The 11,721-nt window shown below is 39.7% G+C and carries 13 protein-coding genes and 3 pseudogenes; 3 read left to right on the top strand and 13 right to left on the bottom strand.

Features of this window, described 5'->3' with window-relative positions:
- Nucleotides 1-109, top strand: a pseudogene (locus FTU38_RS15840) (IS5/IS1182 family transposase); the annotation flags it as partial.
- Nucleotides 110-877: 768 nt separating this feature from the next.
- Here the strand turns inward: FTU38_RS15840 and FTU38_RS15835 are convergent.
- Nucleotides 878-2,045: pseudogene (locus FTU38_RS15835) on the bottom strand (low temperature requirement protein A).
- A gap of 298 nt (nucleotides 2,046-2,343) precedes the next feature.
- On the opposite strand from FTU38_RS15835, the gene FTU38_RS15830 reads away from it, so the two are divergent.
- Nucleotides 2,344-2,793, top strand: coding sequence for a hypothetical protein (locus tag FTU38_RS15830; RefSeq protein WP_180125008.1), 450 nt, complete (start codon nucleotides 2,344-2,346; stop codon nucleotides 2,791-2,793).
- Between the two features lie 28 nt (nucleotides 2,794-2,821).
- Here FTU38_RS15830 and FTU38_RS15825 read toward each other — a convergent pair whose 3' ends face one another.
- Complete coding sequence (locus tag FTU38_RS15825; protein WP_180111803.1) at nucleotides 2,822-3,493, bottom strand: HAD-IA family hydrolase; 672 nt, start codon at nucleotides 3,491-3,493, stop codon at nucleotides 2,822-2,824.
- Between the two features lie 98 nt (nucleotides 3,494-3,591).
- On the opposite strand from FTU38_RS15825, the gene FTU38_RS15820 reads away from it, so the two are divergent.
- Nucleotides 3,592-4,359, top strand: a complete 768-nt coding sequence (locus FTU38_RS15820; protein WP_180111802.1) for a hydroxymethylpyrimidine/phosphomethylpyrimidine kinase — start codon at nucleotides 3,592-3,594, stop codon at nucleotides 4,357-4,359.
- 79 nt (nucleotides 4,360-4,438) lie between these two features.
- Here the strand turns inward: FTU38_RS15820 and FTU38_RS15815 are convergent, their stop codons facing one another.
- The 11 genes and pseudogenes from FTU38_RS15815 to FTU38_RS15765 all read right to left on the bottom strand — a co-directional run.
- Entirely contained in the window at nucleotides 4,439-5,491 is a 1,053-nt protein-coding gene (locus tag FTU38_RS15815) for a DUF1176 domain-containing protein (protein ID WP_180111800.1), read from the bottom strand.
- 518 nt (nucleotides 5,492-6,009) lie between these two features.
- The gene (locus FTU38_RS15810; protein WP_218946117.1) at nucleotides 6,010-6,456 is read right to left on the bottom strand and encodes a nuclear transport factor 2 family protein; all 447 of its coding nucleotides are present in this window, start codon (nucleotides 6,454-6,456) and stop codon (nucleotides 6,010-6,012) included.
- 25 nt (nucleotides 6,457-6,481) lie between these two features.
- Nucleotides 6,482-7,165, bottom strand: a complete 684-nt coding sequence (locus FTU38_RS15805) for a DUF2939 domain-containing protein (protein WP_180111798.1) — start codon at nucleotides 7,163-7,165, stop codon at nucleotides 6,482-6,484.
- Between the two features lie 188 nt (nucleotides 7,166-7,353).
- Entirely contained in the window at nucleotides 7,354-7,689 is a 336-nt protein-coding gene (locus FTU38_RS15800) for a YegP family protein (protein WP_078191118.1), read from the bottom strand.
- 273 nt (nucleotides 7,690-7,962) lie between these two features.
- A complete protein-coding gene (locus FTU38_RS15795) occupies nucleotides 7,963-8,325 on the bottom strand; it encodes a 5-carboxymethyl-2-hydroxymuconate Delta-isomerase (protein ID WP_180055547.1) in 363 nt (120 codons plus the stop codon).
- Between the two features lie 162 nt (nucleotides 8,326-8,487).
- Nucleotides 8,488-8,829, bottom strand: coding sequence for a zinc ribbon domain-containing protein YjdM (locus FTU38_RS15790; RefSeq protein WP_180055548.1), 342 nt, complete (start codon nucleotides 8,827-8,829; stop codon nucleotides 8,488-8,490).
- Nucleotides 8,830-8,985: 156 nt separating this feature from the next.
- The gene (locus tag FTU38_RS15785; protein WP_180111796.1) at nucleotides 8,986-9,354 is read right to left on the bottom strand and encodes a DUF488 domain-containing protein; all 369 of its coding nucleotides are present in this window, start codon (nucleotides 9,352-9,354) and stop codon (nucleotides 8,986-8,988) included.
- Nucleotides 9,355-9,399: 45 nt separating this feature from the next.
- Nucleotides 9,400-9,846 (bottom strand): SRPBCC family protein, encoded by a 447-nt coding sequence (locus tag FTU38_RS15780; RefSeq protein ID WP_180111794.1) that lies wholly within the window; start codon nucleotides 9,844-9,846, stop codon nucleotides 9,400-9,402.
- A 329-nt stretch (nucleotides 9,847-10,175) separates the two neighbouring features.
- Entirely contained in the window at nucleotides 10,176-10,562 is a 387-nt protein-coding gene (locus tag FTU38_RS15775; protein ID WP_168378552.1) for a ribonuclease E inhibitor RraB, read from the bottom strand.
- Nucleotides 10,563-10,695: 133 nt separating this feature from the next.
- Nucleotides 10,696-11,589 (bottom strand): hypothetical protein, encoded by an 894-nt coding sequence (locus tag FTU38_RS15770; protein WP_218954730.1) that lies wholly within the window; start codon nucleotides 11,587-11,589, stop codon nucleotides 10,696-10,698.
- A 16-nt stretch (nucleotides 11,590-11,605) separates the two neighbouring features.
- Nucleotides 11,606-11,721 (bottom strand): annotated as a pseudogene (locus FTU38_RS15765) (transposase); the annotation flags it as partial.

The raw sequence follows: 11,721 nt of genomic DNA, 5'->3' as shown, positions 1-11,721 counted from the left end.
GAAAACCTTCAAAATTCTTGCTGAGCGATATCGCAATCGAGGCAAAAGACTAGCATTGAGATTCAATCTAATTGCTGGAATTTATAACTTAGAGCTGAGTGAAAAATGACTTATGAAAGAAATCTAAAGCATGGAAATAATAATAAATACAACAACAAAAGAAAATTCACTGATTTATAGGTCGTGGATATGCGTTATTATTATGGGGCTTCTTTTCGGCATGTATTACCTGTTCATACAACGCTTTTACCTACTCATTATCGCAATCATCATTACGCTTCCAGTAACACTCATTGCTGCAACAAGAACATGTCATTACTGCTATTTTAAAGCACTAACATTTAATAGCTTGGTCATATTCAGCATATGCTTTTACCCCCTTATAATTTTTAATCATACAATTTCGATTATCTTCATAATCTACTGTTTAATTGATGGATATCTTGTACAAAAGAAAATTAAAACGCTGCTCAAACAACCTAATTTTATCCAGTCCATCCCTACAGTAATTTCCAATAGAGACCAATTCAGTCTTGACCATGAATTGATCCACGGGAGAATATGGCAACGAAAATATCACCTGCCTTTACTCTATTTAGTAATTTTATTCACTATTCCATTGGCTTTTCTATCGAGATTAGAAAACAGCTATTTTCTTTACGTACCTGTTAGCTTATTCCTCTCCTTTTTCATTTGGGAGTACACCATTAAGAGATATATTTATTTTTCTTATTTGTTCAAATCACACCTTCCTCACATTCAAACTACACAATAGACAAGCTAAAAATAACTATCGTTATGAAGATTACGGACGAATACTATCATCAAACCAAGGTCATAGTCCCTTCATCACAGACGGAACCATGACAATAAACCTTCATTTTAAATAGCATTTTGTAAACATCAACCTCAATGCATATACCACTGCCATCGCAAATATTGCATAACCTGCGGGTGTGATAAACAACGGAATACACAAAACAATCACCACGGTTAAAGGATATAAAAGTTTTCTAAAACCACTTTGATGATGCAATTCATGGAGTAAATATAAACTTGTCGTATAAATCACAAGGCTGATCGCCACAAAGTAGCTTTCTTTTTCAGAACTAATCAGTGCCTCATGCGAAACCACATCGACTGCCGCAGCTAAACTAGCACCAATCGCTGCAATACTAATAAAGACAAAGAAATGCCCATAGCCCCATGTAAATGCCATTTTGCGGCTATTTAAACGCTCTGCAATACTGGTATCAAAATAAGACCACCACATGGTGAACATCATCATCAGGCCGCCTACCATCAAAAAGATCAGTTCAGTACTAAAACGCTGATTTGTTAATGCATCGGTTATAGCAATCGAGCATCCGACAATAGATTCGCCTAAAACGATAATGGTGAGCAGTGAATATCGCTCTGCAATATGATGCGCATGCCAAGGTGTACGGCTTGCAGCTTCTGCAAAAACTGGCACAGACAGTTCAGCAATTGCGAGCAAAATGAAAAGATAAATGGTGAAATGCAGCGGTGAAAAATGAAAGAACAGCCACCCCACTTGCACCAGTATGATGCCAAAAGCATAGCGTAATGCTGTTTTCCGACGGGACAGATCATGCTTTGCAACGCGAAACCACTGCTGTAACTAAGCCCAGACGCATAATGGCATAACCAATCACAATTACGTCAAAATCCTGCTTTTGAAAAGCGCTTGGAATACCTGCAGCAATGACCAAAGAACCAATAATCTGAACAAAAGTTAAGATTCGATAGAGCGCATCATCATTATCATACGCCGAAGCAAACCAACTAAAGTTCATCCACGCCCACCACAAGGCAAAAAACACCATGCCATACAGCGTTAAACCCTGAGCTAAATGATTTTCAACAATGGCATGATGCAGTTGCTGCCCTGCTGTTGCGATCGCCACGACAAAGATCAAGTCAAAAAGCAATTCTAAAGAGGTCGCGACACGATGATGCTCATGTGGATCACGTGGGTGCAAAGGTTTGAGCCACTGACTAGGGAATAAAAATGATTTGGACATAGCATTCAGCTTTATTGTTTTCTGTCTGAATTTTTTCAAAAGCCTGAAACAGTTACAAGATCGATTACATAAATCATATGAGAAACAGTTTTCTAGAAAAAGGATAATGGTTTTAAAAACCTACTTAAGCGTTAGATATTTCAATCGTGGAAGTAAAAATTCAAAGTGACAAAACTGCGAAAGACGTTTTAAACAAAAACTCGATAGATCGATGTGTTTTTTATATCTCAGCTATATTTTTCTCTAAATTTTAATGACATACTACTAGCAATTAAAAAAATAATGAAATCTAAAAGTGATGTTAAAAGAAAAATTAGCGTCTTTTCCTGACGCTGTTTGGGTACAGATCCATTATGATCAAATGCAAATTTTAACGCGCGATCATCAAATTGTAGCTGAACAAAACTGCCCTCTGGCTTTTATAGAACGCGGAAGTTTTGTCCGAAACTATCATGTTGCAGAACAGTGCTTCAACCAACTCATACAACAGATCCACTTCAAGTGGTATGAGTTTGGACAGCCGGTTATTTTTATTCAGTTAAAAGAACGCTTAAGTGAAGAAGTCAGCGCACTCGAGCTACAAGCCATTCTAGAAATGGCTCTAAGCGCAAATGCACATTTTGTCTTTGTCTACGATAAACATGGCATCGCACTCGAAGCAGAATCCATCAAAAATGATGAGTCTCCTTTGCTCAAATGGTTTTTCTGTGGGCTGATCTTGCTCATTTTGCTGATTATCTTTAAATAATCAGCTTCATTCGCAAGGTTCAGTGCAACTACGACACTTTCTGCTGCTGCAATTGCTCAATACTCGAAATCAAATCGTTAAAACAGTCTATTACTAGCGCTGGTGCAGCCGTTTGAATTTCTTCTGCACTACCATAACCATAGCTCACAGCAATACTCTGCACTGCATTACGGCGTGCGCCTAAAATATCGTACTCACGGTCTCCCACCATCACACATTCCTTCGCATCCAACTGTTCTTGCTGCAAAATGTATTCAATTAAATCGCCTTTGTTGGTGCGCTCACCGTTCAGTTCACTGCCATAGATCACAGTAAAATATTGTGCCAAATCAAAATGTTCTAAAATTTGGCGGGCATAGACCGTCGGCTTTGCTGTAGCGACGTACAAGTGAAAGCCTTGCTGTTGTAAAGTTGCTAGAGTTTCGGCAACCGCAGGATACACTTTATTTTCAAATAAACCGGTAACGGCAAAGCGCTCGCGATAGCCAAGTAAAGCCTGATCTGCAAGTACATTATGCACATCGACATTGAGGATTTTGGCCAAAGAGGCTTTCAAAGGTGGTCCAATGATCCAGTCGATATTGGTCTCATCCGAAATGGGATGTCCAATTTTCGCCAGTCCATAGCGTGCTGAAGTGGTAATGCCAACTTTTGGATCTGTTAATGTTCCATCGAGATCGATCAATATATTCTTAATCACAGCTTTTACCTTATCCAATCACTTCTGCAAAAATACTATCGAGTGTTCGCTCAAAGTTGCCTATACTATCGCAAATTTTGTGTAATAAGGACATCATTGTGCGCCCTACTGTACTGTGCTTTTCAGGTCTTGACCCTTCAGGTGGTGCAGGACTGCAAGCGGACATTGAAGCCATTGGTCAAAGTGGCGCACATGCTGCCATTGCGTGTACAGCATTAACCGTTCAAAACTCACAACAAGTGTATTCGTTTGAAGCAACCTCTCGTGAGTTATTGCTGGCTCAAGCACATGCCGTCGTCGGTGACCTCCCTATTCGCTGTGTAAAATCAGGAATGTTAGGAACGACTGAAAATATCGCGGCTCTCGCTGAGTTTTTACGTAAACATCCCAAATATCACTATGTTCTCGACCCCGTTTTAGTTGCCAATAGTGGTGGCTCTTTGGGCGATCAAGCAACGTTGGTCAAAGCCTTTGCAGAACTGATTCCTCTTGCCACGGTGCTTACACCCAATACCGTAGAATTACGTGCGCTCACAGGTGAAGAGGATATCTCTAAGGCAACTGCGCAGCTTTTTGCAATGGGCGCTCAAGCGGTATTAGTAAAAGGTGGGCATGAAAATACGCCAGACTATATCCAAAACTCGTTGTACGTTCAGGGTAAATTAGTCTCTGAAACTCGTTGTCCACGTCTGGATGGGGAATATCACGGTTCGGGCTGTTCATTGGCGAGTTTTATTGCAGGGCGTTTAGCCTTAGGCGATGAGCTCAAAACGGCTGTTCATCATGCCGAAACATGGCTATTTGGTGTGTTGAAAATCGCTGAATCACCTGTTATCGGCGGACAGAAAATTCCAAAACGTTTTTAAAGTTCTCGGTTATTTATTTAAACCGGATAGAATAAAACCCTGCATCATTTAAAGCCCTGAATATCAGGGCTTTTTCAAATTAAGAGTCGAGTTGAACTCGATAGACCAAAGTTGGAATTTCCCATGCACCACCAGCAAATCCTTTGCACTGTGTGGTTTTTGCCATATAGGTTTGGATAAAGCGCTGACCATTCCACGACCACTCCCCTGTACTATGACAATCTCCAATGCCTCGTCCACGTTGATTGGAGAAAATTTGCCCTTCGCTAAAACCACTTCCAGAAAAAGTCACGGATTGTTTGATTTGCTTTAAGTTACGATCCATCAGCCAATAACCATTACCAGTATTATATGCCCCACGCCAACATGGCACTTCGACCAAGGCATTTTTCCCATTGATTGGAAACACCACGACCCGATCATCCTCTAAAAAATTTGCATCAAAGAGTTGAGGACAATCTTCCACTGTCGTTTTCTTCTTTATCAATCCAAATAATTGTTTGGCGGTGGGCGCATTGACGGCATACCGTGTTTGTAAGCCTTTACTGTAATTTTGAATATTCACTTTCGGAATACTTTTCGGTTTGAGTACATTAACCGAACTGCTATTGGCTTTACGTAATAATGCTGAATTTGTCCCTATTCGCTTTTGAAAATCATCCATACGGAGCAAAACCGCACTAGCACCTTGTACGGACAATAACCATGTTTTGTTGTTGCCTTTCCACACAATCGGTTGATTGGCTTGTAAGGCTTGAATCAGTTTTTGAGTTTGAGCTGCATTTAACTGACCTTCCGCAGTTTTGGCATCAAGCTGCACAGTTCCCTGATTTTTACCTAAAATATAAAGTTGAAGTGGTTGATTTGCCGCATTGAAGGTTTCAGGATCGAGTTTTACTCGTGCGCTGACTTGCGCTTGAGCGCCCGCGGCACGTTGTAATAACACAGAAATAGCGGGCTGATTGCCCTCCGCTTGATAACCTGCAACGCGACAAGTCCCCGTATTATCACAAGCGATTTCCCAATCCTTATGTGAAAAATAGTTTCCTTGAATTTGAGCAAAGCTCACACTACAACCCAATGCAGCAACGTAGCCCAATAGAAGTTGCCAGATGACATTATTTTTGTTCATGTCTTTGGCTCAAAATAATTATATTAGAACCATCTTAAAATGCTTTTCACCGAAACTCCAGCCTAAAAAGATCTGCTGCATCATTTGAAATTATGAAGATGAATCATTCAGTTGCTGTATCTCCTCACATTTTTTTCGCTTCACATTTTCATCACTGAGCGTATTCATCAAATCTGCCGCCAGTCCTTTTAAGAGACTCATATCATCTATAGTCATTTGCAGCCATTTGATTCGGCTGCCGATTTAAAATATAGAAACTTCACAACGCAACACTATTACGACCTCTAAGCGCAACGCCTGTATAAAAGCGAATGCGGTTACCCGAGTTGTGACTTAAATTTTAGTAAATTGAGGAAGTATTCATTTTAAATATTTGTGCAACAAAGCCCTTCTGAACGATGGTCATTATTTTTAATTTAGGCTGAAGTTTTAGGGCTGCATACGCATTTCATGTAATGATTTGCAAAGAAAAAAACAGAGCTTTATAGCTCTGTTTTCATACTGCGTTTCGAGAGGAATTAAAAGGTAATCACTTTACTTTGATGAGTCACAATATCCACGGGAACAGAAATATGTTGATGAACGATCTTCCATTGAGACTGCGTTTTTTTCATCCCAATGGTATTACGACACCACGAGATCCCCGGCGTCGGTATCCCGCTCTGATCATCAATTTTGGAATAACAGTGCAGAAAGGCAATATCAGGATCTGCATGGATGACCAATTCCCGCCTAAATACCTTTAAGCCTTCACGAAAATACTCCCGATAAAATTCCCACATTTTTTGATATGCCATTAAGCCACGCATTTCACAACTGGCATCAAAAAAGTACACATCTGCTGCGCAGGATTCAGCAATATTTTCAATTTTCAATTGGCAGATGACCTCATCCCAATTGGCTAAAAATTGCAGAATTTCGTCAGCGGCCTGTTGGTCACCAACTATTTTGATTTTATCTTGCATCTCTGGCACCTATTTATTTTATTTTTTATGAAGCATTGTTCTGGGCGGCGTTTGGAAGTTGAATTTTAACGATCTTCCAGCTCCAACCGCGGCGTTGCATACTAAATACGGTATATTTTTCTTCGCTTAGGCCTTGGAGCGGCACATACAGATCAAATCGATTCCAAGCGCTATAGCTGGCTTTGGGTTCAAGTGGCTGGCTTTGCTTTAAAGCAACAGCGGTTGCAGTTTCGTCATTTTTGGATAGTGTTGACGCATAAGGTTGTTCTGCGACCTTATTTTCAGCATGCGTGAATAGTTCAATCCCTGGGCTAATCATGCTCGGATTGGTCAGTTTGGTTATTTCTGGTAGTTGGATCGACTCTTTTAATGCTTTGCCTTGTAAAAGCAGCATGATACTGGTTGGATTGACCAGACTGTCGACTAGCGTTGCACTGAGGACTGTGCTGAGCTGCCCACCCCAAGACTGGGCAAATTCGGGTAAATGCTGTAGCCCAGTTTTCTGTTGAATGAGGTCTTCAACTTGTGGTTTTAGACTCGATTTGACTGCCGCAAAATCGATATATTGAGCAATTTTTTCAGGTTGATTGTGCTCATAGGCTTGACGTATTTGATACAACACCCAATACGGAGACGCAATCATCCAACCCATGACGATGATCAAGATCGCAATGAGCCCATAATACAAAATATGATTCTGCTTATTCATCTTTCACCACTCTAGCCAGTGAAGTTGTGGTACTTCCATGTACCGTCAAATAAGCCTGATCTAGATTGAATAGCATCCTACCTAACAGCGCTTATCTGAGAACCATATTGCTTTTGATCTTGTGATTTTGACGAGCCTTCAGGTTTTGTTCATCCTGCTAAGACTGTCTCGATCAGGTTGTTTCAAATTTAAGCCGTTAGGTCTTTAATTTGGGTACTTGCACCATTGGTTTTAACTGATTCAATGCCTTTATCTCGCGATTGCTCACTGGCATAAAATTGACTGGTCCCAATAATTTGATGGTTTGCCGCTTTCAAATTGAAATATGGTTTGCCATTTTTGGCCGTCAGTCGTTCAAAACGGCTGTCATCTGCACTGTTCTTTTGTACAGACTCAATCCCGTTTTGGGCTGATGCTTTCGCTTTATATAATTCACTCGTTAAAATGATTTCACCGTTCCCTGCTTTTAATACAAAACGAAACTGCTGATCATTAGAATGACTGATCTCGTACCATCCCGACATATGTTACCCCTTCATTTTCATTGTTTTATCTATTATTCGATCAGGATTTGTTGTTGGAAATTCAACCTGATCTACAGAATATAAATGAACTCGGTCACATTTTTCAATGTCTTTTTTGATCAGTGTAAAGGCTTAAAATTTAATCACTAAGAAAATGATTTTTAATAAATAATTCCAATAAAAAATAATCCGACCGAAGTCGGATTTCATCATTCTTTCATCATGCTGAATTTGTGAATAGAGTTGCATTACTCAACGCATTGAATAAAGGCTTTAAGGACTGACGATCTGCTTTGAATACGTCGCTTTATTCATTTCTAATATTTCCACACAAAGTTGCACTTCTATTGCTGAAGCTGTGACATGTTGTTTCAACACGTCCAATAACAACAATGAAATTTGCTTTTGAACTTCAACCGTTCTACCCGTCAATAATGAAACTTTGGCATGCATATACGCATGTTGAGCGTGTTCATCAAAACCCACAACAAAATCTTGTTGAGCGACAGCACGGCTCTTAATATCATTGATGGCACTGACATGACCCGATTCAAATAAGGCAGCGTTCAGCGCTTTAAGTAAAGGACGAGGCTCAAGCTCAAGGTTATTGGAATATTCCAAATGAATATGCGGCATAGTAAAGACATTTCAAACCTGTAATGCTTCTATTATGCAGGCTGAAAAGTAAAATCTATAGCGGATTAGATATCAATTTCATGTTTTAGTAGACATCCCAAGCCAAGTGTTGACTTCGCTTAGGGTGCTTGAAGGTTGCTTTAGACCGAACAAAAACGAAACTTAAACTTTTTTCACGTACTCAGATTTGAGTTTCATAGCCCCGATACCATCAATTTTACAGTCAATGTCATGACTATCTGTTGCATCGACTAAAAGGCGAATATTTTTAACTTTGGTACCAACTTTCACCACTGACGATGAGCCTTTAATTTTAAGATCTTTCACCACAGTAACCGTGTCGCCATCGGCCAATACATTGCCATTGGCATCTTTAATCACCACCTGCTCATCTGTAGCGCCTTCGCCTTCACGCCATTCATGTGAACATTCAGGACAAATCAGTAAATCGCCATCATTATAGGTATATTCAGAATTACATTGGGGACAATTGGGTAAAGACATAAAAGACCTCAAAAAAAGATGGATGCAAAAATCCATAAAATCTTAATATAACATTTTTATGTATTTCATAAACTTAAAAACCATAAATATCTTATGGTTTAGTGAAGTTATGACGATGTAAATAACACAACGCCACAGCACTTAGCGGTTTAAATTTTAGATCTCTAATGAGGTGTTTAATATCAACGCTTTTAAAATATGCGCATGATTTTTATCCATATGTTTGGCCGCTGTGAGTAAGGTCAGTGGCTCCTCTTTTTCCCATGCGCGCAGTTGTTCTAACTCGGCTTGATTGGGTTGTATTTCTTGCAAATAGCGCTGTTTAAATTCGTCCCAACGAGAAGCCATTGCCTCGTCTTGATGATACCAACGACGTAAATCTGTCGATGGAGTCAATGCCTTCGGCCACAAATCTAGCTCTGCGCTCACTTTCCTGATACCACGCGGCCACAAGCGATCGACTAATATGCGTTTACCGTCGTCTGGGCTTATCTCATCATAAATACGTTTAATGTGTACAGTCATTAAGCCCTCCATCATCTATTTACAGTTTTTCGATCATTCTTCAAATTATTCATCGGGGATCGCTGGATTCACTAAAAAAGCCAGCAACTGTAAAGACTCCTGCCAACCCAAATAACAGGCATCAGGTGGAATAACGCTCGGCAATCCTGCCTGTACAATCGTCACTTCGGTTCCTACTGAGACCGCTTTAAACTCAACAGTAACTTCGATTTCACCGGCTAACTCTGACATATCAAATTGGTCTGTATAGCGCAGTAAATGATTCGGCACGACTTCATGATAATCACCATGAAAAGCGTGTGTGGTTCCCGTTGAAAAATTTTGAAACGACATGCGGTACGAGCCACCTACACGCACATCCGAATGCTCCACATGGGCAGTAAATCCATGCGGTGCCATCCATTTAACCAAAGCATCTGGCTCCACAAAGGCACGATAAACGCGCTCTACAGGCGCACTAAAAACACGATGTAATCGAACAGTATTGCTCATGATGATGTCCTTTTGTCATTGTTTTCACTGAATCATCCACATGCATTCACCCTCGCTTTATCGTCCATTTTTATCACACTGAAACGTTCTAAATGAAACAGCTTTGAGACATGCGAGAAAGGTCATTGCTGTTCAATACTATAGTGAATCCTACAGATTGATCCCATCACTTTAACGCAATGCCGTGTTATGTTTTGTGAGCTGCATTTATATTGATTTTTATAAAAATATTGAAAAATCAAAATTTTACACAATTTCTCTAAAATTTAAATAATAAAAAACCCAGTTGAAAGACTGGGTTCTTGTTGCTAAAGATGCAATAGTGAGACTTAGCTCAATTGTGCTTCATCTTCTTCCAGATCATCATCTTCATAGATATAAGCCATACAACCCCAGCCATCATATTCGCCCGAATGTTGTTCCGCAATTTTAATAAACCACTGCTCTAAATCAACGATATCTTCATAATCAGGTTCCATATAGACATAGACCGTGATAATCCATTCCACGCGATCTGATTCTTCATCTTGGAACAACGAAATTTTTTGCTCTTCTTTCAATAAATACAATGCACACTGTTCAGCCTGCGCTTCGTTCGAAAAGGCAATTGAATATTCGATTTCGTGCGGCACAGATAAATCATCACCATCTTGCTGCATCTGCCACAGCACATTGCCATTATCATCATCTGGAAATTGTTTAAAATCACGAGTCATTGTACTTTCCCTTATCGTTTATGAATTTTATTCTGTTGACTTAGATTAACGGATAATTGTTGCAATTTGCATTAGCGAAATCTCTTTAATCAGAAATAGACCGCCGAAGTGATCTTTCTGATAACAATTCAAATTAAACCACAACATCCATGTGGGCCTGAGTTTCTTTGAGATGTAAAACCAAAGCTGCCATTTTCAATTCTTCTAAGCGTAATTGTAGATAACTGTCGAGTACCCGTGCCTGACTAAAATGTACACCATGCGCATTGAGCAAGGTGAAATCATCCGCCAAAGCCTGCAATAGCTCACCTAAGTTTTTGGTATTTAATTGGGCTAAATACAAATCAGCACGACTATTAAACACCAATGTAAATAATTGCATCGCAGCCAAACGACGTTCTTCATCAACATAATTACAGTTTGCAGTCGATTGCTGCTCCATTGCATCAATCATTTTGCAACGTACCGCAGTCAAATTTTGCTTTGCCGCAGATTCATTCATACCATCCATCAGCTGATCTAAAATACTCTGTAAAGGCAAAAAGAACGCTGACTGATAGCCCCGTATTTTGTTGTCCAAAGCACGGTTGATGTTTTCCAAATGCTGCTGATCCAGCGCTTGGCTATATAAACCTTTTAACTCGGCACGGGCTTGTTCCTGCGTTTGTAATTTGGCTTTTTCTTGATATTTGCTCAAATACTGACGCACTTGTTCGATCTTGGCGCGAATATCATTCAACATGATATCTGCATTGGCTTTGGTGACTTCTAACAAGCCATCTGCCTGTAAAGTTCGATACTCAACATATTGTTCAATATCCACAATATGTTGATATTTCGCTACTTTATCGACTTGGATTTTTAAGCCACTGTTTTGAATGCGTAATTGACTGATTTCATAATTCAGTTCATCTTGTTGCGACTCTGTTTCAGCCAGTTTTAACCGCGCACGATCGAAGTTTTCCTGCAGTGAACGTAGGGTTTTATCATTTTTCAATTTGCGGTTATAAACAAAAAGGAGAGCCACAATTAATAAGTTGTCATTAAAAAGTAAACATGTATTCTTTTCCGAATTGGTTTGATACTTTCTCCACCCATTGCTCTATTTTATCAGCTGTCATGACTTGAAAATCTCGCCAATAATATTTCATCTGCTTCC

Source organism: Acinetobacter sp. YH12098, from assembly GCF_013419235.1.
Taxonomy (GTDB): Bacteria; Pseudomonadota; Gammaproteobacteria; order Pseudomonadales; family Moraxellaceae; genus Acinetobacter; species Acinetobacter amyesii.
Note: the sequence above shows the minus strand (reverse complement) of the source record. Positions and strands in the feature narration are given on the sequence as shown.

Bases quoted from the DNA above. Each gene is read 5' to 3' on its own strand.
- FTU38_RS15830 (WP_180125008.1), top strand. From the start codon at position 2,344: ATGTTAAAAGAAAAATTAGCGTCTTTTCCTGACGCTGTTTGGGTACAG.
- FTU38_RS15815 (WP_180111800.1), bottom strand. From the start codon at position 5,491: ATGAACAAAAATAATGTCATCTGGCAACTTCTATTGGGCTACGTTGCT.
- FTU38_RS15810 (WP_218946117.1), bottom strand. From the start codon at position 6,456: ATGCAAGATAAAATCAAAATAGTTGGTGACCAACAGGCCGCTGACGAA.
- FTU38_RS15805 (WP_180111798.1), bottom strand. From the start codon at position 7,165: ATGAATAAGCAGAATCATATTTTGTATTATGGGCTCATTGCGATCTTG.
- FTU38_RS15800 (WP_078191118.1), bottom strand. From the start codon at position 7,689: ATGTCGGGATGGTACGAGATCAGTCATTCTAATGATCAGCAGTTTCGT.
- FTU38_RS15795 (WP_180055547.1), bottom strand. From the start codon at position 8,325: ATGCCGCATATTCATTTGGAATATTCCAATAACCTTGAGCTTGAGCCT.
- FTU38_RS15790 (WP_180055548.1), bottom strand. From the start codon at position 8,829: ATGTCTTTACCCAATTGTCCCCAATGTAATTCTGAATATACCTATAAT.
- FTU38_RS15785 (WP_180111796.1), bottom strand. From the start codon at position 9,354: ATGACTGTACACATTAAACGTATTTATGATGAGATAAGCCCAGACGAC.
- FTU38_RS15780 (WP_180111794.1), bottom strand. From the start codon at position 9,846: ATGAGCAATACTGTTCGATTACATCGTGTTTTTAGTGCGCCTGTAGAG.
- FTU38_RS15775 (WP_168378552.1), bottom strand. From the start codon at position 10,562: ATGACTCGTGATTTTAAACAATTTCCAGATGATGATAATGGCAATGTG.